The following is a 21,888-nucleotide window of genomic DNA, read 5'->3' on the forward strand; positions in this document are numbered from 1 at the left end:
TGAAGATCGATCCTGTCCGAGATGCCGGAGCATCATTTTCCACCGGATGCCCCCAAGATCACTGTTTCCAAGAAGCGAAGACGGCCACCCGTCGCCGATCCACCCGTTGTAACTTCCACGCATATCGCCGACATCTGGAGGCCGGATGCTGACAGGCTTGTCTTTCAAGCCAGCGCATATGGCACGGATGAAACCTCTGATGCGGCTGGGGGCGGGAGGCGTTCTGACAAAGGCGAAGGCCGCCCGGAAAGGATGCGACCGAGCGCTGTTTCGTGGTGCTCAACAGGCATAAAGGCAGCGCGCTCCAGTGTGTCCTCGCCGCAATTATGACCGGATCATGCGGCCTCCCGTGTTTTCAAGAAAGAACCCTTATGAGATCGTTACCCATGACAAGGGCTGCTATACCGCTCATAAGGTATCAACACGCCTTGGCGGGCGCGCGCATTCATCGACCGCGCCTGTAAGGTCGTGATCGGCGAACAGGGAGAGGTGCCCTCTGACAAGCGGTCCATCGCCACGGGCGCGAGCATCGATGCCAGTCTTGAAGAGGCCGATCTGATCGTGCGAACGGGGTCAAACCTCGCAGCTGCCATATGGATATGGAACACTCCGATGACGGTGCCGCCGTGTAAAGTGACCGGAATCCTTCCTCCACACCCGAAGCGGTGGGCGAAGAAAAAGTCACGGCGTGCTGGAGCCTTCATTCCAATCCAACGGCAACCCTGCCCGATGCGGAAACCGTGAGGGATCTGACAGCGGCCACGATTTCCACGCAGTTTGCCCATATGCTCCTGCCTCCCGCCGCATGGGATATGCGGGCTTCGACCATCCCCCGCCCAGATCATGCGCTTTATACCGGCTCCGAACCGGTGGCGCTCATATGCGATTTTCTGGTCGGTCTGTCGGGGACAGAAGCCTCTTGGGCGCTGGCCGGTCAGGCGCGCGGCGACACGCCCGATCCGGGGCCTGTGGTGTGTTCGTGCTTTGCGGTGGGGCGCAATACGATCCTGCGCGAGATCGCCGAGAAGGGGCTCGAAAGCCTCGAAGCGATCGGGGCCGGTCTTTCGGCGGGCACCAATTGCGGCTCGTGCAAAGCCGAGCTTGCTGGGCTGCTTATGGCTGCCCGAAACCAGATCCGAGGACAAGCATGACCCCCAGCGCCAGCGCCAATGCGCTGGCGCCAAGCGCCCACGCCCGCCAGAACCCCTTGCTGCCGCGCTGCAGAAGCGGCACGAATTCGGGCACCAAAGCCCCTTGGGACTGCGCAGAACGCAGATCGGCCAGAAATTCCGACATCACAACGGGGCGCGCTTTGGGATCGAAAGAGAGCACCCGCATAAGGGCTTCGCCTATGGCCTCGGGCAGATCAGAACGCGTCTCTACAAGCGGCTTTAGCGCCCAGTCCGAGGGTTTGGAAGACAGATGGCCTGCGCGGTCTTCAAGGTCGAAAGGCACCTGTCCCGCCAGCATCTCATAGGCAATCGCCCCGATCGAGAAAAGATCGGAGAGCTTGGTCGCGCCCTGCCCCGTCAGCACCTCGGGGGCGATATAATTGAGCGATCCCTCGGGGCGCTCGGTCTGGAACCCTGCCAAGAGCCCCTTGAAGCCCGCCACCTGCACCGAGCCGAAATCGATGATCTTGGCGCGCCCGTCGGGCATGACCATCACATTCTCGGGCTTGAGATCGCGATGCACCATGCCGAGCCGGTGGAACACCCGCATCGCGGCAATCAGCGAAGAGAGCACCGGCAGCACCTGCGCAAGACTTGGCACCGGATGGCGGCGCATCCAGTCGCGCAGGGTCTCGCCCTCGACCCACTCGGCGATGCAATAGAGGAAGCGGCTGTCTTCCTGCGGCAGGATTTTCATCACCTGCGGATGGTCGATCCGGCGGCCGACCCATTGTTCCAGCGCGAAGGCCTCGAGATAATGCAGATCCTCGGCAAAGTTGCGCGAGGGGGCCTTGAGCACGAAACTTCCCTCCAGATCGGCGCGGCGTACGCGGTAGACATGGCTGCGGGTCGAGGCATGCAGAACTTGGGTCACCTCATAGCCATCGATCCGGTTGCCAGGCGAGAGGGCGGGCGGGATCGCCTTCCGAGCCAGCCGCTGATGGGCCTCGGTCAGGCTTTCCGACGGAAGCGCCACGATGCGCATCAGCATGGCACTCAGATTGTCGTCACTGCCTGCCTTGAGCGCCGCATCGCAGAGCGCCCAAGCCGCCTTTTCAAGCGCCTTCTGGTTGCCGAGGTCTAAATCCGCAAGCACGGCGCCGATCTCGCGCAGACCGAGCACCCCATGCACCCCGTCCGAAAGCAGCAGATACAGATCACCCGCCTGCATCACCTCCTCTCGGTAATCGACCTGCACATGGCTATCGATCCCCAGCGCACGTGTCAGTGCCTGCCCGTTGCCCATATAGGCGGTGGTGTGAACGGTGGTCAGTACCTCGAGCGCAGCGCCCCGCAAGCGCAGACAGCGCGTGTCGCCCAGATGCACGATATGCGCCGACTGACCCCGCGCAATCAGCGCGGTGAAGGTGGTGACCTGTCCCTCCGCCTCGGGCGAGCCGGAACGGTTCTGGGCGTGGAAGAAGGAATTGAGCGCCGAGATCAGCCGAGCCGAGCAATCCGCCACCGTCCAGCTTTCGGGGGCGGAATAGTAATCCTGCGCGAATTGCAGCACCGCCATCTGCGCGGCCTTGTCCGAATTGCGCCCCGTGCTGATGCCGTCGGCTATGCAGATCACCGCGCCCTTGGCATGCAGCTCGTAGGGCTCGGACGGGATGCGTCCCGAGATCGCGTCATCATTACGCGGCTTGGGGCCAGCGGTGGAATAGCCGCCCATCACGGCCTTTAACGGATGGGTGGGGAACTGGTCTTTCATACGCGCATAACTCGGAACGGATCTGGTGCCCATGATGACCTCCCTCACTGCGCTGCCCGATATTCAGGGCGACCCCTCCCGCCGCCCTGCCTTGTGGCAGGCCTTCAGCCCACCTTGATCATGGTCACCGAACCGCCCTCGTCAACCTCGGCGATCTCGCCCGAGGGCTCCTCGAGGAAACACAGCGCGATAAAGCCGATGATTGCGGTGCCCGCGATCACAAGGAAGAAGGTCGAGGCCGGCACAAGCGAGTAGATGATCAGGTAGATCACCGCGCCGGTATTGCCATAGGCCCCCGTCATCCCCGCGATCTGGCCGGTGAGCGAGCGCTTGATCAGTGGCACAACCGCAAAGACCGCGCCTTCGCCCGCCTGCACGAAGAACGAGCAGGCCATGGCCGCAACCACCGCCAGCCAGACCGGCCAGCTGCTATCGACGATCCCCATAAGCGCATAACCCACCGCCAGACCGGCGGTCAGGATCAGAAGCGTTTTCTTGCGCCCGTAGCGGTCGGAGATGATCCCGCCGCCCGGACGCGACATGAGGTTCATGAAGGCATAGGCCGAGGCCACCATCCCCGCCACCACGGGGCTCAGGCCGAAGGTCTCGGCAAAAAACAGGGGCAGCATGGAGACCACGGCCAGCTCCGAGCCGAAGGTCGCGAAATAGAGGATATTGAGGATCGCCACCTGCTTGAACTTGTAGCGCTGGAACTCCGGCACCTCTTCCTTGAAGACGCGGCGATTGGCGCGAATTGCCAGCATCGCGTCATAGGCATAAAGCAGCAAAAGCCCGAAATAGACGATATTGGTGGTCATCGGCGTGAAGATACCGACGTTTTTCAGCCGCCATGCCAGCGCCCCGAGAGCGATATAAAGCGGGATCTTCATGACCAGCAGGAAGTAGAGATCGCTCTTGGAGGTCACCTCCATCGCGGTGGCATTTTTCGGGCGGAAATATTTGGAGCCTTTTGGCACGTCCTGCACCGAGGCGTAATAGATGAAGCCGAAGACCAGCGAGAGCGCCCCTGTCAGCCCGATCGACCAGCGCCAGCCATCCTCGCCGCCAAACATCAGCGCAATGGTCGGCAGGGTAAAGGCCGCCGCAGCCGAGCCGAAATTGCCCCAGCCACCATAGATGCCTTCCGCCGTGCCAAGTTCATTGGCCGGAAACCATTCCGAAACCATGCGGATCCCGATGACAAACCCCGCCCCGATGAACCCGAGCGCGAAACGCGCCAATGCCAGCTGCGTGAAACTGTCGGCCACGGCAAAGATGAAGCACGGGATCGAGCAGAGAATCAGAAGCCCAGAATAGACGCGGCGTGGTCCGAACTGGTCGGTCATCATACCGATGATGATGCGCGCAGGGATAGTCAGCGCCACGTTGAGGATCAGAAGGGTCGTCACCTGCGGTTTGCTCAGGCCAAGGCTCGCCTGTATCTGCGCCAGAAGCGGCGCGAGGTTAAACCAGACAACAAAGGTCAGAAAGAACGCAAACCAGGTCAGATGCAGGATCTTCATCTTTCCTGTGAATGAAAAAATGTTGAAGCCGGATGGTGACATGAGAGATCCTTCGACATGTCGCGGATGAAAATCTATTAGAATCCGGTCCTAGTTAAACGCGAATTCCCCGGCAGGATATCTGGCATTGGCAATCCAGAGGCAAAACACCGATCTTTGATACCCCCTGCCGCACGCTTGCGCGGCCACCCCCGATCTTTGTTCCCAAAACCTGTGCTTCCGTCATATTTGCACGCGTGCCCTCCTCCGGCACGGCGACACCGACAGGACATCGGCTTCGTCCAGCGGCCCGAACGCCTATACGGCACAGACATGCGCTTGCACCGAGGCTCACTTTAAGCGAGCTTGCTGACAGGAAAACCGTTCTTGGGGGGAGACAAGAAGATGCGATTTCTGTCGGTGGGGGAATGTATGCTGGAACTGTCCGAAGCGGACGGTGATCTCTGGCATATGGGCATTGCAGGCGATACGCTCAACACAGCATGGTATGCGCGAGCGCAGCTGCCCGCGCAATGGCAGGTGGAGTATGGCACGGTCATCGGACGCGACCGGTTCTCGGCGCGCATCCCGGTCTTCCTTGAAGATAACGGCATCGGAACGGGCGCCTTGCGGTTCCACGAGACGCGAACGATCGGGCTCTATGCCATTACGCTGGCCGCCGGAGAGCGCAGCTTCACCTACTGGCGCGAGAACTCGGCCGCAAGAACCCTCGCGGATGATCCGCAGGCGTTGGCGGCAACGATGGCAGGCGCGGCGGTCATTCATATCTCGGGCATCACGCTCGCGATCCTGTCCCCTTCAGGCCGCGAGGCGCTGATCGGGGCGCTGGCGCAGGCCAGAGCGGAGGGCGTGATGACGGTTCTGGACCCCAATATCCGCCCGAAACTCTGGGAGAGCCCGCACTCTGCCCGCGACTGGCTCACCCGCGCAGCGGGCGCAGCATCGGTTATTCTGCCAAGTTTCGATGACGAGGCCGCCTGTTTTGGCGACCGGACGCCCGAGGAGACCTGCACCCGATATGCCGCATCCGGCGCGCGGACCGTCATCGTCAAGAATGGCGGTGCCGGCATCATGGCCCACCACGCCGGAGAGGACCACCGGTTCGATGCGCTCGAACAGGTGGAGCCGGTGGACACAACCGGAGCGGGCGATAGCTTCAATGGCGCCTGTCTGGCCGAACTGGCCACCGGCAGACCGCTTGCACGCGCGATCGCGGCGGGCCATGACATGGCGCGCCGCGTGGTCAGGCATCGCGGGGCGCTGATCCCCATGGCCGATCTGGTCTGATGGCCCGTTTCATGGCCCTGCGCCCAATGCAGGCGCAACTCGTCGCAGCGATCAGCCGCTATGGCCAGCTGGGGCTTGCCGCCGAGATCTGCGGACTTGCCCAGCCCGCAGCCTCGCGCATGCTGCGCGAGCTGGAGACGCATTATGAGGCCGCGCTGTTTGTGCGCACACCGAAGGGGATGGAGCCCACCGCCGAAGGCGCACTTCTGGCGGCCTATGCGGCCGAGCTTGTCTCTGCGCAGACGCGCCTATCGCAAGCCCTTGGCACCTTCAAGGCGGGCCAAAGCGGGCGGGTGCGTATCGGTGCGGTGACAGGACCTGCCATCGGGATCGTCGTGCCCGCAATCACACAGATGAAACGCACCTCGCCCGAAGTGGATCTGACGCTCGAGGTCGCGCCCTCCACCCAGCTTGTCGAAGCCCTCCAGCGCAATGAACTGGACTTCGTTCTGGCCCGCCTGCCCGAGAGCGTCGACGATCGCGGATTTGCGATCTGGCCCGGACGCGAAGAGGCGGTCGATCTTCTGGTCCGGCACGATCACCCGCTTCTGGCGGAAAAACCGCTCAATCTCGCGGCCCTGCACGACCGCCTCTGGGTCATGCAGCAACACGGCACGCCGATCCGTCGCGCGGTCGAAAACGCCTTTCATGAAAACGGCCTCACATCGCCTGCGAATGTCGTCTCGGCCTCTTCGATCCTGGTCATCATCGCGCTTCTGCGCGACAGCGATGCCATTGCCGCCCTCTCGCGCGAGGTGGCCGAGATGATGATCGACCATCCGGTCAGTGCGGCCTTCAGGCGCTTGCCGCTCGACACCCCGATCCATGTCGCGCCCTATCAGATCCTGCGATGGCGGGACCAGCATCTCGGGCCTGCAGCAGAGGCCCTGTTTACCGCAATACGCGCCAGGCTGGCGCCCGGCGCATAATGCCCCCGCGCAGGCGGACCGGTCTCAGCCCAGATCCGCAGGCAGGATCTCGGCGGGGATGTTCTGGTAGCAGACCGGTCGCAGGAAGCGCCGGATCGCCATCGTGCCCACCGAGGTGGCCCCGAAATTGGTGGAGGCAGGATAGGGCCCGCCATGCACCATGCTGTCCACCACCTCGACACCCGTCGGGAAACCGTTGAACAGAACGCGGCCCGCCTTGCGTTCGAGCACGGGCAGCAGCGCGCGCGCAAGAGCGCTATCGCCTGCCTCCATATGCACAGTCGCGGTCAGCTGCCCCTCAAAGCGGCGGGCAAGATCGGTCATTTCCGCGCCATCGGCCACCCGCACCACAAGGCTGAGCGGACCGAAGACCTCCTCGGAGAGGATATGATCGTTCACGAATGTCTGGGCGCTGACCTCATAGAGATTGGGCCGTGCCTCGCGGCCCTCCGATGTGGTGGTGTAGACAGGCCGCACGGAATTACGCCCGTCAAACCGTGCCTGACCCTCCCGATAGGCGCGCGCCATCCCTGCGGTCAGCATCACTTGCGGTCCGATCTCCTTCAGAGCTTCGGCCGTGGCCGCAACAAAGGCATCTCCCGCGGGCCCTTCGGGAACCACAGCGATACCTGCATTGGTGCATAGCTGCCCCGCCGATCCGGTCATTGAGGCCGCCCAGCCCTTACCCAGAGCCCCTGCGCGCGCATGCAGCGCCTCGGGGAGCAGGAACATCGGGTTGACGGAGCCCAGCTCGCCGAAAAACGGGATCGGTTCGGGACGCGCGGCGCACAGGTCGAAGAGCGCGCGTCCCCCGCCCAAGGATCCTGTAAAGCCCACCGCCTTGATATCCGGGTGCTGCACGAGAGCGGCCCCCACCTCACGCTTGCCGCCCTGCACCATGGAAAACACCCCCGGATGCTGCCGGGTGCGCAGGATCGCGGCATGGATCGCCTCGGCCACGATCTCGCCCATGCCGGGATGGGCGGAATGGCCCTTGACCACCACCGGACAGCCCGCCGCCAGTGCCGCCGCCGTATCGCCCCCCGCCACCGAGAAGGCCAGCGGGAAATTGGACGCCCCGAAGACCGCAACCGGCCCGATCGGGCGCTGCATCAACCGCAGATCGGGGCGCGGCAGGGGGTGGCGGTCGGGCAAAGCCGCATCATGGCGGATATCGAGATAGCTGCCCTCGCGGAGGGTGGTGGCAAACAACCTGAGCTGGCCCACGGTACGCCCGCGCTCGCCATTCAGACGCGCCTCGGGCAGACCGGTTTCCTGACAGCCGATCTCGGTGATCTGCGCGCCGCGCGCCTCGATTTCCTCGGCGATAGCCTCGAGGAAGCCGGCACGATGCTCGCGGGAGGCATAGCCATAGGACCAGAAGGCCTCCTCGGCGGCACGGGCGGCACGGTCCACCAATTCCACCGTTCCCATCGAGAAGGCCACAGCCGGTCCATAGACCGGCTCGTTCTCGAATGTCTCGGAGCTGGCCACCCATTCGCCTGCGATCAGATGTTTGCCATGCGGTGTAAATTTCATAAGGATATCCTTCTATATCGTAGGGTTAGATCTCGCGCGCCGGACGTGATCCGCGGACTGGCGGACGGGGTGGGCGCTAGCGCCCGAACCCCTGATTGGTATCTCCCAGCGCGTGGCGCACCACAAAGACCATCACCAGGCCGAACACCAGAGCCGCCGACATGAAGTAGAGGCCCGAGGACAGGTTACCCGTCGCATCGCGCAGGAGCCCGATCCCGAAGGGTCCGATATAGCCGCCCAGATTGGCCAGAGAGTTGATGGTGGCGATGCCTACTGCGGCACGCGCCCCTGTCAGGAAGAGGCCGGGCAAGGCCCAGATCACCGCCTGAATGGAGTAGATGCAGAAGGCCGTCACGCAGAGCAGCGCCATCTGCAGCACCGGTGCGTTGGCCATCGCCGAGCCCGCCATCGACAGGGCTGCCACCCCCGCCATGAGGACCATATGCCAGTGGCGCTCGCCCTTTCGGTCGGACGAACGGGGCACATAGATCAGCCCCAAGACCGCGAAGAGATAGGGTATGGCATAAAGGAAGCCCGTAACGGTATCGCTGGTGCCGAACTGGCTGATGATGGTGGGAAGCCAAAGCGACAGCCCGTAGATCGCCAGCGGAAACGGCAGGAACAGCGCGGCCAGCAACAGCACGCGGCGGTCGAGCATCGCCCTGAGCGGGTTACCGTGGCTAACCAGATTGCGGCTGGCCGCCTCCTGATCGAGCTGGCGTTCCAGCCAGATCCGGTCCTCGCGCGGCAGCCAGCGCGCCTTGGCGGGCGTGTCCGGCAGCAGGCGCAATGTCGGCCCTGCCAGCAGGATCGCGGGCAATCCGCAGACCACGAAGAGAAGCTGCCAGTTGGCCAGCCCGAAGGCACCATTTCCCGCCAGTATCATGCCTGCCACAGGGCCGGTGATAATCAGCGCAATCGGCTGGGCCAGCACCAGCAACCCGATGATGCGGGCGCGGTGGCGCAGCGGGAACCATTTCGTCAGGAAATAGATGATGCCCGGATAGAGCCCCGCCTCGGCCGCGCCCAGCAAGAACCGCAGCACATAGAACGACATGGGTCCGCTGATCGCCGCCATCGCCACGATGATCACCCCCCATGTAATCAGGATGCGGGCAAACCAGATGCGCGCGCCATATCTGTCCAGCGCAAGGTTCGAGGGCACCTCGCACAGGAAATAGCCGATGAAGAACAGCCCCGCCCCCATGCCATAGGCGGTTTCACTGATCCCCACATCCACATTCATATGCAATTTGGCAAAGCCCACCATCGCGCGGTCGACATAGGCCACGATATACAGCAGCGCCAGAAACGGCAGCAGGCGGGTGCTGGTCAGCCTGATAATGCGCTTTTCCTGACTGTCGGTCGTATCGGCGCGGCCGGCATGGCCGGACACAGCGCCTTTCGGATAGGTCTGTTCCATAAATCCTCCCTCTCCCGCAAAGGGCGCCCGTCTCCTCCGTGGCGCGGCCTCGCGGGGATGTTCAAAAGCCTCAGTGGCTGTCACGGCCCACCGCATTGCCACGGCAGCCCTTCAGGAAGTCGAGATCGGCGCCCGTATCGGCCCCCTCGACATGGGTCTGATGCAGATAGGCATAGCCGCTGGTGGCAATCTCGTGGCGCGGAGTCCATGCCGCCAGACGGGCAGTCAGCTCGGCCTCGGAGATGTCCAGATGAAGGCGGCGGTTGGGCACATCCAGCTCGATCATATCCCCCGATTGCACCACCGCGAGCGGCCCGCCGGCTGCGGCCTCGGGCGCGGTATGCAGCACCACCGTGCCATAGGCCGTCCCCGACATACGCGCATCCGAGATCCGCACCATATCGGTCACCCCCTTGCGCAACACCTTGGGCGGCAGGCCCATATTGCCCACCTCGGCCATGCCCGGATAACCTTTGGGGCCGCAATTCTTGAGCACCATGACGCAGGTCTCGTCGATATCGAGCGCCTCGTCATTGATGCGGGCCTTGTAATCGTCGATATCCTCGAACACGACCGCCCGCCCGCGATGGGTCAGCAGATGCGCACTGGCCGCCGAGGGTTTGAGCACGGCTCCCTTGGGCGCGAGATTGCCGCGCAGCACGGCGATCCCGCCCTGATCGGTCAGCGCACGGTCGGCAGGGCGGATGACATCCTCGTTCCAGTTGCGCACCGAGGCGACCTCGTCCCAGATGGTCTGGCCTGAAACGGTCAGCGCCTCCTTGTGCAGCTGGCCGCTTTCCCCGAGCCGTTTGATCACCACCGGCAGACCACCGGCATAGAAGAACTCCTCCATCAGATACGCGCCCGACGGCATGAGATTGACGATGGTCTTCACATCGCGCCCGCAGCGGTCCCAGTCATCGAGCGTCAGATCGACCCCCATCCGCCCCGCAATCGCCAGCAGATGCACCACCGCATTGGTCGAGCCGCCAATCGCGCCATTGGTGCGGATCGCGTTCTCGAACGCCTCCTTGGTCATGATATCCGAAGGTTTGAGATCGTCCTTGACCATCTGCACGATCCGCCGCCCCGACATCTGCGCCATCACGCGGCGGCGGCTGTCGACCGCAGGGATCGCCGCATTGCCCGACAGCGCCATACCAAGAGCCTCGGCCATCGAGGCCATGGTCGAGGCCGTGCCCATCGTGTTGCAGGTGCCGGTGGACCGGCTCATGGATTGCTCGGCCTCGAGGAAATCGTCCTGCGTCATCTCTCCGGCCTTCACGGCTTCGGAGAATTTCCACAGATGGGTGCCCGAGCCCACGCGCTCGCCACGGAACGACCCGTTCAGCATCGGGCCGCCCGTCACCACGATCGAGGGCACATCGCAGCTTGCCGCCGCCATCAGAAGCGAGGGGGTGGTCTTGTCGCAGCCCACCATCAGCACGCAGCCGTCAATGGGCTGGCCGCGCAGGGTTTCCTCGATGGACAGCGCCGCGAGGTTGCGGAACATCATGGCCGAGGGCCGGAAGGTGTTCTCCGAGGCCGAGAAGACCGGCACTTCCACCGGAAAACCGCCCGCCTCCCAGATGCCTGCCTTCACCTTCTCGGCCAGTTCGCGCAGATGGCCGTTGCAGGGCGTCAGTTCGGACCATGTATTCATGATGCCGATGATCGGCCGCCCGTCGAAGAGATCATGCGGATAGCCCTGATTTTTCAGCCAGCCACGGTGGTAGATCGTATCGCGCGAATTGCCGCCATACCATTCCTGCGAGCGCAGCTTGCGCGGCCAGGGCGCGGGGGTGAAGCTCTGTGCCATGGACATCTCCTTACAATGCCGCCACGTCGACAAACCCCTCATCGGCGGCCACCGCCAGAGGGTTGCGCAGGGGCTGCCCGAACTCGGGGGCGAAAAGCTCGAACACATCCCCCGCCTGCGGCGCGATCTGGCTGCCAAACGACAGGGTCGCGGTGCCGAACATATGCACATGCAGATCCCCCGCCCTGCGGAAGGGCGCATATTTGAAGTGATGGTGCTCGAGATTGGCGATGGTGTGGGACATGTTGTCCTCCCCCGACAGGAAGGGCTTGTCGAAGATCACCTGATCGCCGCGCAGGATCCGCGAGCGGCCCTCGATATGTCTGGGCAAATCGCCGAGACGCATCTCGGGGCCGAAGGCGGCAGGGCGCAGCTTGGAATGGGCCAGATAGAGATAGTTCAGCTTTTCCGTCACATGGTCGGAAAACTCGTTGGCCAGAGCGAAGCCCGCGCGATGGGGCCTGCCATCAGGACCGATCAGATAGAAGCCCGCAATCTCGGGCTCCTCGCCGCCATCAAGGGCGAAGGCGGGCGAGATCAGCGCATCATTCGTGGCCACCGCCTGAGTGCCCGGCCCCTTGTAGAACCATTCGGGCTGGGCACCGATGGCGCCTTTGGCGGGCTTGCCACCCTCGAGCCCCATCTGGAACATCTTCATGCTGTCCGAGACATGGGTCTCGGATTTGGCATGCATGGAATTGCGGGTCGAGGCCGACCCCGTATGCGTGAGCCCCGTGCCACACAGATACATCCGCGCGGGCTCGGGATGGCGCATCGGCACATCCAGCGCGCCTTTGGCGGCCTGTTCCGCCACATCCACCGTCTCGCCCCCTTCGGGCAGGATCGTGGCCAGAGGTCGCCCCCGGGCAATGGCGTCACGCGCCAGTTCATAGGTCGTCAGGCCCTGCACGAGCCGTGCGGCCCCGCCCTGGCGGATGATGACACCCCCCGCCTTCAGCTGACTGAGATAGACCGTCATTCGAATTCTCCTCCTGAACAAGAGCGGACCCGCCCGAGCCATCGGCCGGACGCGCCATATAGAGGCGGGTGCTCTTGTGATATCCTCCATCGCGGGCTCCTCTCCCGCTCGAGGGGAGATTAGAAAGCCGCGGGATAGCATTCAAATATCAATATCGGCGCATCGCATACCAAAACTGGTATGCCTCAATAGACCTTGGTCGTGGCGCTGGCTTTGGCGGGGGCCGTGGCGTGGAAGTCCTCGAGGAGCCTTGACGCCCCGATGGCCAGAAGCCCCACATCATGGCCGATCGCCACAAAGCTCGCCCCCAATTCGGCATAGCGTTTCGACAGTCCCAGATCCCCGATCAGGATGCCTGCCGCCTTGCCGTGGCCGATGATGCGGGCGATCATGTCCTCGATGACCTCCTGCACATAGGGATGGGCCGGATCATCCAGATGGCCAAGGCTGGCCGCCAGATCGGCGGGGCCGATGAAGATACCATCAACCCCTTCGACACTGGCGATCTCGTCGAGGTTCTCGAGCCCCTTGGCGGTTTCGACCTGCACCAGAAGGCAGGTCTGGGCATCAGCGGTTTTCACATAATCGGGTATCCGGCCAAAGCCGGAGGCGCGCCCTACCACAGCCCCGACCCCGCGGATGCCATGCGGCGGATAGCGCATGGCGCGCACCAGATCGCGGGCCTGGGCTGCGGTTTCCACCATCGGCACCAGAACCGTCTGGGCCCCCGCATCGAGCACCTGCTTGATGATCCATGCCTCCCCCACCGGCACTCGCACGATGGCATGGGTCGCGCTGCCGCGCAGGGCTCCGATCTGGCCGGAGATGGTGGCCAGATCGTTGGGGCCGTGCTCGCCATCGATCAGCAGCCAGTCATATCCGGCATCAGCGCAAAGCTCGGTGCAATAGGGATGGGCGAGGTCCTGCCACAGACCGATCTGCAGGCGCTTCTCCTGCAGGGCTTTCTTGAACGGGTTCAAAGGGGCTGGCATGGTTTTATCTCCTTGAAAGGTATTACAAAACAGCGGTCATGCCGCCATCGACATAAAGGATCTGGCCATTGACGTAATCCGAGGCGGAGGAGGCGAGGAACACTAGCGCGCCCTGCAGCTCCTCGGGGCGGCCCCAGCGGCCTGCGGGGGCGCGGCCCCGCACGAACCCGTCGAAAGCCGGATCCTCCTGCAGCGCCTGGGTCATATCGGTGATCATGTAGCCCGGACCGATGGCATTGGCCTGGATATTCGCGCCCGCCCATTCGGCAGCCATGGATTGCGTGAGCATCCGGATGCCGCCTTTGGCGACCGTATAGGGCGCGACGGTGGCGCGGGCGAGCTGGCTCATGAGCGATCCGATATTGATGATCTTGCCGCCGCCGCGCGGCCCCATACGGCGTGCCGCCTCGCGCCCGCACAGGAAGGCCGCCGTCAGATTGGTCTCCAGCACACGGGTCCAGTCAGCCAGCGCCAGATCGAGCAGGGGCTGGCGGTGCTGGATACCGGCATTGTTGACGAGGATATCCACGGCCACGCCCTGCGCATCGAGCGCCTCGAACGCCACCATCACCTGATCCTCGCAGGTGACATCGAAGGCGCAAGCCTGCACATCATGGCCCAGTGCCGCCAGTTCGGCACGGGTCGCCTCGAGCCGGTCGGGGTTGATCCCGTTCAGGATCACCTTCGCCCCCGCCTCGGCCAGACCGGTGGCAAAGGCGCGCCCCAGCCCACGCGAGGAGCCGGTCACAAGGGCGGTTTTCCCGCCAAGAGAGAAATCAGGCATCCTTCAGCCCTCCGTCATGCGTGTTTCAAGATCAGGGCGGGTATAGAGATCGGCGCGCAGCCGCATGCCCAGCCCTGCGCCCTCGGGCGGGTAGACATAGCCCGCCTCGATGCGCGGCAATTCTTCGACAAGCTCCAGATACCAGCCCAGATAGGCGGCGCGCACGCTCTCCTGGATCAATGTATTAGGTTGGCTGAAGCCTGCATGGATACCGGCGACAAAGCCCACCGGCCCGATACAGTCATGGGCGGCAAAGGGACGGTGATAGGTATCGGCCTGCGCGGCGATCTTGCGCCCCTCGGTCAGCCCGCCGGTCCAGCACAGATCGGCCATCACCACCGCCATTGCATCGCGGTCGAGATAGTCTTTATAGGCAAAGCGGGTGCCCAGCGTCTCGGAGGCGCAGGTCCATGTCGCCGTGGCGCGGGCAAATTCGGCCAGCGCCTGCGCATTGGTCATGCGGACCGGGTCCTCGTACCAATAGGGGCGGAAGGCATCGACCTCGCCTGGAATCACCTTGGCCGCAGGCAGGGCCCATAGCCCGTGCATCTCGAGCATGATATCCATCCTGTCGCCCACAGCGCGGCGGATGACCTCGAACGGGCGCAGCGCCGCCTTCAGCCCCTCCCCCGAGATATGCTGGCCACGGAATTCGTCCGCATGCGGATCGAACGGCCAGATTTTCATGGCGGTAATGCCCTGATCCAGAAGCTCCTCCGCCAGTTCGGCCGGACGGGTCATGAAGGCATCGAGATCCTCATAATCCCCGCCTTCTCCCCTGTTCCAGTTCGACACGGGGCGGATGTTGTGGCTGCGCACATAGCGCGTGCCTGCACAGGTATTGTAAAGGCGCAACCGGTCCCAGCACCGTCCGCCCAGCATCTGCCATACGGGCTGGCCCATCGCCTTGCCGAAGATATCCCACAATGCGAGATCGATGGCGGATGCCGCCCGATGCTCGGCCCCCGTCGAGGCCTGACCCATCGGCAGGTTCAGCATCTCGCGATGCAGGGCCTCGATGGCAAAGGGATCGCGCCCCAGCAGACGCGGGGCCAGCGTGTCATGGATATGGGCCGCAACCGCGCCCGCACCGTAAAAGGTCTCGCCAAGGCCCGTAATTCCGGCATCGGTCTCGATCTCGACCCAGAGAATATTGGCGAATTCCGCGGCCCGAAGGGTCCGGAGTGCGGTGATTTTCATCTCTCACCTCGCTTGATCGCAAAGGCACACCCCGCAACGAAGCAGGGTGCGCGACAGGCTTACTGGGCGCGCATCTCGGCTAGTGTGCTCTGCACCATCTCGACGACATCGGCACCGATCTCGTCTTTATGCGTGTCGTAGACCTCCTGCGATTTCTCCAGCATCCGCTGTTGCTCCTCCGGCGAGATCACATTGAACTCCAGCCCCGCCTCTTCCATCTTGGCAAGCGAGGTCTTGTTCAGCTCCTGAATGACATCACGCTCGACATCGCGCCCGACCACTGCACAGTCGCGCAGCGCGGCCTGCTCCTCGGGGGAATAGGTGTCGAAGATCGGTTTCGAGAACAGGAACAGGAAGGGCGTGTAGGTGTGTTTCGTCTCGCTGATATAGTTCTGCACCTCGAAGAATTTCGATGTATCGATCGTGACATAGGGGTTTTCCTGCGCATCGATCGCCTTGGTCTCGAGGGCCGAGAACACCTCGCCGAAGGACATGGGCGTGGCATTGGCCCCGAAATTCGAAAACGTGTCGAGGAAGATATTGTTCTGCATGACGCGCATCTTCAGCCCTTCGAAATCCTCCCATTTGGTGATGGGGCGTTTCGAGTTTGACACGTTGCGGAAACCGTTCTCCCAATAGGCCAGATTGATCAGCCCGACCTTTTCGAGCTTCTCGTTGATGTAATCGCCAAATTCGCCATCCATCACGGCATAGGCTTCCTCGTTCGTGCGGAACAGGAACGGCAGATCGAAGACGCCGAGCGCGGGTTCGATGCCCACCAGCGGCGAGGACGATGTCACCACCGAATCCAGCACCCCCGAACGCAGTGATTGTGTGGATTGCAGGTCTCCTCCCAGCGCCCCGCCCCAGAAGCCGGTCATCTTCATCATGCCGCCGGTCTTCTCGTCCAGACATTGCTGCATCGCATCCATGCCGTTATGGACCGGATGGTCCTCGGCAATCCCGTTCGACACCCTGATATTGCGTTTCTTGAAATCGGCCAGTGCAGGGCTTGCAACGGCACAGGCAACCGTGACCAGAAGTGCGGCCTTGAGTGACTTTTTCATGTGATCCTCCCTAATCGGTTGAAAAAGATTTGGTTCGAGATGCAGCGGTCAGTAGAACCACTGCGCGGGCACCAGAACGATCTGCGGGAACAGAACCAGCGTCAGGATGACGAGGATCTGGGCCAGCAGGAACGGCCAGACACCAACAATAACGCGACCGAGGGGGAGCCTCCCTACCCCGCTGACCACGTTCAGCACGACACCGACAGGCGGTGTCAGCAAGCCGATGCAACAGTTCATGATGAACATCACACCGAAATAGACCGGATCGATGCCCGCTTCCTTGATGATGGGCAACAGGACCGGTGTCAGGATCAGGATGGTGGGCGTCAGATCGAGCGCCGTGCCCACCACCAGAATAAGTGCCATGATCGCCAGCATCAGCAGGATGGGACGGTCGATCAGTGGCTCGATATAGCCCGAGATCTCGGCGGGAATATTGGCCGCCGTAATCAGCCATGCGGACACAAGCGCCGCGCAGACAAGGAACATGATCGCCGCCGTCGTGCGGCCCGCATTCCGGATCACCTTGGGCAGATCCCGCAGGTGCAACTCGCGATAGACGCAGGTCCCCACGAACAACGCGTAGAACGCGGCGATGACGGCAGCCTCGGTCGGGGTGACGATGCCGAACTTGATGCCGCCCAGAATGATCACCGGCATGCCGAGCGCCCAGATGGCGCGCGCGCCCGTCCGGCCACGTTCGGCCCAACCGGCCTTGGGCAGCGTGGCGACATCGTCATTGCGCGCGACAATAATCCAGGTGACGATCAGCACGAGCCCCATCAGCACCCCCGGCACGATCCCCGCCATGAACAGCTTGGAGATCGAAATATTGCCGGCCACACCGAAGATGATGAAGGCCATGGAGGGCGGGATGACAGGCGCGATGACGCCGCCTGCCGCGATCAGCCCCGCCGAACGTGGCAGATTATACCCCGCCCGCGCCATCATCGGCAGCAGGATCGCCGCCAGCGCCGCACTGTCGGCGGCCGCGGAGCCCGAGATACTGGCCAGAATGATGGCGGCAAAGATCGCCACGATCCCAAGCCCGCCGCGGATATGGCCAACACAGGCCACGGAGAAATCGATAATGCGTTTGGACAGCCCGCCCGCATTCATCAGCTCCCCCGCCAGAATGAAGAAAGGGATGGCCAGAAGGGTGAAGGTATCCGCGCCGATCATCATGTTCTGGGCGATAATCTGCGTATTGAACATGCCCATATAGCTCATGAGCGCGACACCGCAGACGATCAGCGCGAAGGCCACCGGCACCCCTGTCAGCATCGATCCGATCAGCGAGGCGATAAAGACAACAAGCGTCATTTCGCATCTCCTTCCGGCTCATGGAGTGGCTCGTCGATCAGATGGCGCTCGCCCGCGAAGGCCGCGATCTCCTTCTCGGTGATCCGCCCCGTGACAAGGCGGAGAAGCCGCGTCCCGGAGATCAGCGCGATCATCGCCGCCGTGAACAGCCCAGTCCCGTAGACCCATGCCATCGACAGCCCCGACACGGGCGCGCCCATCGACATATTGATCGGCAGCTGTTTCCAGGTGCCGATGAACAGCACCCAGGCGCAGCCCAGAATGAGCAGCTCGGCCACGCCCATCATCAGCATCCGGCCCCTGCGGCCAAATGCTGCGACAAAGGTCTCCATCCCCATATGCATGTGATGGTGATGGGCCACGACCGCGCCGATAAAGGTCAGCCAGACGAAGAAGAACCGCGACAGCTCCTCGGACACCGCAATGCCCGAATTGAACCCGTAGCGCAGCACGACATTGAGAAAGACCATCAGCGCCATGCCCGACAGGAGGGCGACCAGCACGAGGTCCAGCAGACGATAGAATAATGTGATCAATCGGGTCATGGTCAGAACCTTTCCCCGAGACCCCGGGCGGCAAGGTTGCGCATGAGGGCCGTGATGCCGAAGCTCCACTCGGGGCAATGATCGGCGCGGTCGACCCAGTTGGTCAGGCACCCCAGTTGCGGCGCCGCAATCTCCACACGGTCCCCCACCACATGGGTGAACCCCTGCCCCTCGCCGTGGCGGTCCTTGGTGGGGGCAAACATCGTGCCCAGAAACAGCACCGCACCGTCGGGATACTGATGGCTGCGGTTGCGCATCTGGCTCACCAGATCGGTCGGGCGGCGCGAGATGGCCCGCATCGGGCTCTCGCCTGACATGATGAAGCCGTCCTCGCCTGTAACCGTCAAGGAAACCGTTGTGCTTTCAACATCTTGTAAGGAGAAATGGGCATCGAAGAGGCGGATGAACGGACCGATCGCGCAAGAGGCGTTATTGTCCTTGGCCTTGCCCAGCAACAATGCCGAGCGCCCTTCGACATCACGTAGATTGACATCATTGCCCAGTGCGGCCCCGAGGATCTCGCCGTCGGAGCGCGTGACAAGCACCACTTCCGGCTCGGGGTTGTTCCAATGCGACATCGGATGGATACCGACCGTCTCGCCGCAGCCCATCGCCGACATCGGCTGGGATTTGGTGAAAATCTCGGCATCCGGCCCGATGCCCACCTCGAGATATTGCGACCACAGATCCATTTCCTGCAGGAGCCCTTTGACCTGCATCGCCTGTTCCGATCCGGCCTGCAGGTCGCGCAGATTCTCGCCGATTACCGGCGCGAGGCGGGCGCGGATTTCGGCAGCACGCCCCACATCGCCGCGCGCCTGTTCCTCGATCACCCGCTCGAGCATACTCTCGGCAAAAGTTACGCCCGCAGCCTTGATGGCCTGCAGATCCACAGGCGCCAGCAGCCGTCCTTCCGAGCCGTCAAGGAATGCGTCAAGCGGTCCGAGACAGGGCAGATCCTCCGCCGCCAACAGCGTCAAGACATTCTTGTTTTCGAGAAGATGGGACATCGTAACGGCCTGCGCCGTCAGATCATAAAGTTTCCCATCACGGATTGTGACAATACAGGGGCCACCTTGTGCCTGCGACCAGACACGACCAACAAGCTTTGCCAGATGTGCATCATCCGGCAAAACCTGATTGGCCTTCAACACAGATGCTGAAGCCAAAATCTCCTCCCTTGATTTTACGCACCGCCTCCACTCGTTGCGCACGACATTAGATGTCTGACAATATTACAACAGCAGCGCGCCAATCGGCGCAAGAGAAAACTTCGGCAAAGTCAGGAAAATGTCGGAAGTAGGTTTTTATACGTAAAATTCGATAGTTAGACCAACTCTCTGGGCAGAACCGATCAGATGACGGCGCATCGCCGCTCGTGCCATTACCGGATCTTTGGTTCTGATCGCGTCACGAATAGCCGTATGTTCCTCGATCGTGCGCTCGATCACCTCTTCCAGCTGACCCTCCGTGCGGGCGATCGCGATGACGTGGCTGATCCGGTCGGAAATCGCGCCGATAAACTGTGCGAAATAATTATTTCCCGTCGATTCCGCGATGATGCGATGAAAGTCCAGATCGGCAGCCACACCCGAGTTGCCCCAATCCTCAGAGGCAGAGATCTGCGCCAAGGCCGCGTTCAGCGCCTCCATCTGTTCGGCGGTATGATGGGTTGCAGCAAGAGCAGCGGCCTCCATCTCTAGCGGAACACGCAACTGATAGAGATCCCGAAAGTTACGCCGGTCCATAGACTTGGCATCTTCGAGGAGGATCTGCCGCGCGGGGCGCTCACGCACAAACGCCCCGACCCCCTGCCGTGTCTCGACCAGCCCCTCGCTGCGCAGCTGTGCAATCGCCTCGCGCACAACCGTCCTGCTGACGCCGAAGCTTTTCGACAGCGCATGCTCGGTGGGCAGCTTGTCGCCGGGTTGCAACGCACCGTCATAGATACGCTTGGCAAATTCCGACGCGATCCGCGTCGGAAGATGCGCCACACGCTTGATCTGTTCGAAACCGCTTTCCATACCATTTCCTCTTACCAGACAAGCAGACCATAGCAGTCAAAGGTCGATCTGGCACCCTTTATTCATCACCATCGCCGGATCGACCGCCTTGCGGATCGCGACATTCAAACGGCGCTGAACTTCAGGAAGCCTCTCAGAAAAATCACCTTTTTTCAGCCGACCAATGCCATGCTCGGCGCTGATCGAACCGTGATACCCATCCAGCACCCGATTGGCGATCTGCTTGGCGCGGCAGATCTGCGCATCGATATCACCGGACAGATCGGGCAACACATTCAGGTGCACATTGCCATCGCCCACATGCCCGTAGGAGACACAGATAACATCGGGCATATCGGCCAGAATGGCGGCCTCGGTTTCGGCCACAAATGCCGCTACCCGCGACAATGGCACGGACAGATCGGTGCGCAGATGCTTGCCGCGCTTGGCCTGACCTTCGTTCATGCCTTCCCGGATCAGCCAGAGATTACGCGCCTGCGCTTGCGACTGGGCCACCACCCCGTCCAGCACCAGCCCCGCCTCGAACGCGTATTCCACAAAGCGCGCCATGAGGTCGTCCATATCCACCAGCCCCGAGCCCGCGATTTCCATGAGCACATAGGCGGGATGCTCCGCCGCCATCGGCAGGACCAGATCGGGGATGCCTTCCTTGGCCAGATCGAATGCCAGTGGCGGCAAAAATTCGAAGGCCGACATGAGGTCACAACATTGCCGCCGCGCATGCCGGTAAAGCGTGATCGCATCCTCCAGCGACTCGAGCGCCAACAGCGCCGTCGCCACCTGATCGGGAGCGGGCAGCAGCTTGACGGAGACTGCTGTAATGATACCGATGGTTCCTTCCGAACCGATGAAAAGATGTTTAAGATCAATACCTCTGTTGTCTTTCCGTAGGCTCGAGAGCCCCTCGAAAAGACTGCCATCGGGCAAGACGACCTCAAGCCCTAGCACCAGATCGCGGGTCATCCCGTAGCGCAGCACATTCACTCCACCCGCATTGGTCGAGACATTCCCGCCCAGACGGCAGCTCCCCTGCGCCCCGAGCGTCAAGGGAAAGAACAGCCCTGCCTCGGCCACCTTGGCCTTGAACTCCTCCAAGACGATACCCGATTCGACCACCGCCGAGAAATTGTCACAATCAAGCTGGCGTATCGCGGTCATGCGCTCCAGGGTGAGCACCACCTGATGATCGGGCATATCTGGCACCGCCCCCAGAACAAGCCCCGTATTGCCGCCCTGCGGCACGATATTCAATCCCAGCGCTCCAGCCGCACGCACGCACTCCTGCACCTCCGGCGTGTTGCGGGGGCGCAGCACCGCCAACGCGGAAGACTGCACATCGCCATGCCAATCATGGCAATAGCGCAGGACATCCTCCCCCGTCACAACAAGTTCCGGCCCCAATCGCTGCAGCAATTCTCTGGCGACTGACGGCACATTCACCTCGGTCATCCCCGTTCCTCCCTCTCTATGCCCTCCCATCGGGCAAATCCTCTCTTGTTTTTCCTACCATGTTGTCAGACAACATTACAAGATTGGACCAGTTGGGAGGCTGGCCCTTAACGGAG

Annotated in this window: 18 protein-coding genes; 3 read left to right on the forward strand and 15 right to left on the reverse strand. The window is 62.4% G+C overall.

Translation table 11 applies throughout. The features are described from left to right. Window positions 1-740: 740 nt before the first annotated feature. Entirely contained in the window at window positions 741-1,151 is a 411-nt protein-coding gene (locus tag WDB91_RS16005) for a (2Fe-2S)-binding protein (RefSeq protein ID WP_339114629.1), read from the forward strand. Here the strand turns inward: WDB91_RS16005 and WDB91_RS16010 are convergent. Together WDB91_RS16010 and WDB91_RS16015 are read right to left on the reverse strand one after the other, a co-directional pair. Further along, on the reverse strand, window positions 1,114-2,919 hold the full coding sequence (locus WDB91_RS16010; protein ID WP_339114630.1) for a bifunctional protein-serine/threonine kinase/phosphatase: 1,806 nt from the start codon (window positions 2,917-2,919) through the stop codon (window positions 1,114-1,116). The genes WDB91_RS16005 and WDB91_RS16010 overlap by 38 nt on opposite strands. A 71-nt stretch (window positions 2,920-2,990) precedes the next feature. Beyond that, entirely contained in the window at window positions 2,991-4,451 is a 1,461-nt protein-coding gene (locus WDB91_RS16015) for a NarK family nitrate/nitrite MFS transporter (protein ID WP_339114631.1), read from the reverse strand. A 342-nt stretch (window positions 4,452-4,793) separates the two neighbouring features. Between WDB91_RS16015 and WDB91_RS16020 the strand changes: the two genes are divergently transcribed. Next, window positions 4,794-5,696 (forward strand): sugar kinase, encoded by a 903-nt coding sequence (locus tag WDB91_RS16020; protein WP_339114632.1) that lies wholly within the window; start codon window positions 4,794-4,796, stop codon window positions 5,694-5,696. Next, a complete protein-coding gene (locus WDB91_RS16025; protein ID WP_339114633.1) occupies window positions 5,696-6,625 on the forward strand; it encodes a LysR family transcriptional regulator in 930 nt (309 codons plus the stop codon). Before WDB91_RS16020 ends, WDB91_RS16025 begins: the two co-directional genes overlap by 1 nt. A gap of 24 nt (window positions 6,626-6,649) precedes the next feature. On the opposite strand, the gene WDB91_RS16030 is transcribed toward WDB91_RS16025, so the two are convergent. The 13 genes from WDB91_RS16030 to WDB91_RS16090 all read right to left on the reverse strand — a co-directional run bounded on the left by WDB91_RS16030 (window position 6,650) and on the right by WDB91_RS16090 (window position 21,772). Further along, window positions 6,650-8,164: an aldehyde dehydrogenase (NADP(+)) gene (locus tag WDB91_RS16030; protein ID WP_339114634.1), complete on the reverse strand. Its 1,515-nt coding sequence runs from the start codon at window positions 8,162-8,164 to the stop codon at window positions 6,650-6,652. Window positions 8,165-8,240: 76 nt separating this feature from the next. Continuing rightward, entirely contained in the window at window positions 8,241-9,587 is a 1,347-nt protein-coding gene (locus tag WDB91_RS16035) for an MFS transporter (protein ID WP_339114635.1), read from the reverse strand. Between the two features lie 70 nt (window positions 9,588-9,657). Continuing rightward, window positions 9,658-11,406: an L-arabinonate dehydratase gene (gene araD, locus WDB91_RS16040; protein WP_339114636.1), complete on the reverse strand. Its 1,749-nt coding sequence runs from the start codon at window positions 11,404-11,406 to the stop codon at window positions 9,658-9,660. A 10-nt stretch (window positions 11,407-11,416) separates the two neighbouring features. Continuing rightward, window positions 11,417-12,385 carry an AraD1 family protein gene (gene araD1, locus WDB91_RS16045; protein WP_339114637.1) on the reverse strand — a complete coding sequence of 323 codons (969 nt, stop codon included), beginning with the start codon at window positions 12,383-12,385 and terminating at the stop codon, window positions 11,417-11,419. 185 nt (window positions 12,386-12,570) lie between these two features. Next, window positions 12,571-13,377, reverse strand: coding sequence for an HpcH/HpaI aldolase/citrate lyase family protein (locus WDB91_RS16050; protein WP_339114638.1), 807 nt, complete (start codon window positions 13,375-13,377; stop codon window positions 12,571-12,573). 22 nt (window positions 13,378-13,399) lie between these two features. Continuing rightward, window positions 13,400-14,161: an SDR family oxidoreductase gene (locus tag WDB91_RS16055; protein ID WP_339114639.1), complete on the reverse strand. Its 762-nt coding sequence runs from the start codon at window positions 14,159-14,161 to the stop codon at window positions 13,400-13,402. Window positions 14,162-14,164: 3 nt separating this feature from the next. Then, complete coding sequence (locus WDB91_RS16060) at window positions 14,165-15,361, reverse strand: mandelate racemase/muconate lactonizing enzyme family protein (protein WP_339114640.1); 1,197 nt, start codon at window positions 15,359-15,361, stop codon at window positions 14,165-14,167. A gap of 59 nt (window positions 15,362-15,420) precedes the next feature. Further along, window positions 15,421-16,428 (reverse strand): TRAP transporter substrate-binding protein, encoded by a 1,008-nt coding sequence (locus WDB91_RS16065; protein ID WP_339114641.1) that lies wholly within the window; start codon window positions 16,426-16,428, stop codon window positions 15,421-15,423. A 48-nt stretch (window positions 16,429-16,476) separates the two neighbouring features. Continuing rightward, window positions 16,477-17,754 (reverse strand): TRAP transporter large permease subunit, encoded by a 1,278-nt coding sequence (locus tag WDB91_RS16070; RefSeq protein WP_339114642.1) that lies wholly within the window; start codon window positions 17,752-17,754, stop codon window positions 16,477-16,479. Continuing rightward, window positions 17,751-18,299 (reverse strand): TRAP transporter small permease, encoded by a 549-nt coding sequence (locus WDB91_RS16075; RefSeq protein ID WP_339114643.1) that lies wholly within the window; start codon window positions 18,297-18,299, stop codon window positions 17,751-17,753. Before WDB91_RS16075 ends, WDB91_RS16070 begins: the two co-directional genes overlap by 4 nt. Window positions 18,300-18,301: 2 nt before the next feature. After that, window positions 18,302-19,468 carry a fumarylacetoacetate hydrolase family protein gene (locus WDB91_RS16080; RefSeq protein WP_339114644.1) on the reverse strand — a complete coding sequence of 389 codons (1,167 nt, stop codon included), beginning with the start codon at window positions 19,466-19,468 and terminating at the stop codon, window positions 18,302-18,304. A 138-nt stretch (window positions 19,469-19,606) separates the two neighbouring features. Then, the gene (locus WDB91_RS16085) at window positions 19,607-20,323 is read right to left on the reverse strand and encodes a FadR/GntR family transcriptional regulator (protein WP_339114645.1); all 717 of its coding nucleotides are present in this window, start codon (window positions 20,321-20,323) and stop codon (window positions 19,607-19,609) included. A gap of 36 nt (window positions 20,324-20,359) precedes the next feature. After that, entirely contained in the window at window positions 20,360-21,772 is a 1,413-nt protein-coding gene (locus WDB91_RS16090; protein WP_339114646.1) for an FAD-binding oxidoreductase, read from the reverse strand. Between the last annotated feature and the right edge of the window lie 116 nt (window positions 21,773-21,888).

This window comes from Thioclava sp. GXIMD2076, from assembly GCF_037949795.1.
GTDB classification, from domain to species: Bacteria; Pseudomonadota; Alphaproteobacteria; order Rhodobacterales; family Rhodobacteraceae; genus Thioclava; species Thioclava kandeliae.

Coding starts and splice junctions, on each gene's coding strand:
- WDB91_RS16010 (WP_339114630.1), bottom strand. CDS start 2,919: ATGGGCACCAGATCCGTTCCGAGTTATGCGCGTATGAAAGACCAGTTC.
- WDB91_RS16015 (WP_339114631.1), bottom strand. CDS start 4,451: ATGTCACCATCCGGCTTCAACATTTTTTCATTCACAGGAAAGATGAAG.
- WDB91_RS16020 (WP_339114632.1), top strand. CDS start 4,794: ATGCGATTTCTGTCGGTGGGGGAATGTATGCTGGAACTGTCCGAAGCG.
- WDB91_RS16025 (WP_339114633.1), top strand. CDS start 5,696: ATGGCCCGTTTCATGGCCCTGCGCCCAATGCAGGCGCAACTCGTCGCA.
- WDB91_RS16030 (WP_339114634.1), bottom strand. CDS start 8,164: ATGAAATTTACACCGCATGGCAAACATCTGATCGCAGGCGAATGGGTG.
- WDB91_RS16035 (WP_339114635.1), bottom strand. CDS start 9,587: ATGGAACAGACCTATCCGAAAGGCGCTGTGTCCGGCCATGCCGGCCGC.
- araD (WP_339114636.1), bottom strand. CDS start 11,406: ATGGCACAGAGCTTCACCCCCGCGCCCTGGCCGCGCAAGCTGCGCTCG.
- araD1 (WP_339114637.1), bottom strand. CDS start 12,385: ATGACGGTCTATCTCAGTCAGCTGAAGGCGGGGGGTGTCATCATCCGC.
- WDB91_RS16050 (WP_339114638.1), bottom strand. CDS start 13,377: ATGCCAGCCCCTTTGAACCCGTTCAAGAAAGCCCTGCAGGAGAAGCGC.
- WDB91_RS16055 (WP_339114639.1), bottom strand. CDS start 14,161: ATGCCTGATTTCTCTCTTGGCGGGAAAACCGCCCTTGTGACCGGCTCC.
- WDB91_RS16060 (WP_339114640.1), bottom strand. CDS start 15,361: ATGAAAATCACCGCACTCCGGACCCTTCGGGCCGCGGAATTCGCCAAT.
- WDB91_RS16065 (WP_339114641.1), bottom strand. CDS start 16,428: ATGAAAAAGTCACTCAAGGCCGCACTTCTGGTCACGGTTGCCTGTGCC.
- WDB91_RS16070 (WP_339114642.1), bottom strand. CDS start 17,754: ATGACGCTTGTTGTCTTTATCGCCTCGCTGATCGGATCGATGCTGACA.
- WDB91_RS16075 (WP_339114643.1), bottom strand. CDS start 18,299: ATGACCCGATTGATCACATTATTCTATCGTCTGCTGGACCTCGTGCTG.
- WDB91_RS16085 (WP_339114645.1), bottom strand. CDS start 20,323: ATGGAAAGCGGTTTCGAACAGATCAAGCGTGTGGCGCATCTTCCGACG.
- WDB91_RS16090 (WP_339114646.1), bottom strand. CDS start 21,772: ATGACCGAGGTGAATGTGCCGTCAGTCGCCAGAGAATTGCTGCAGCGA.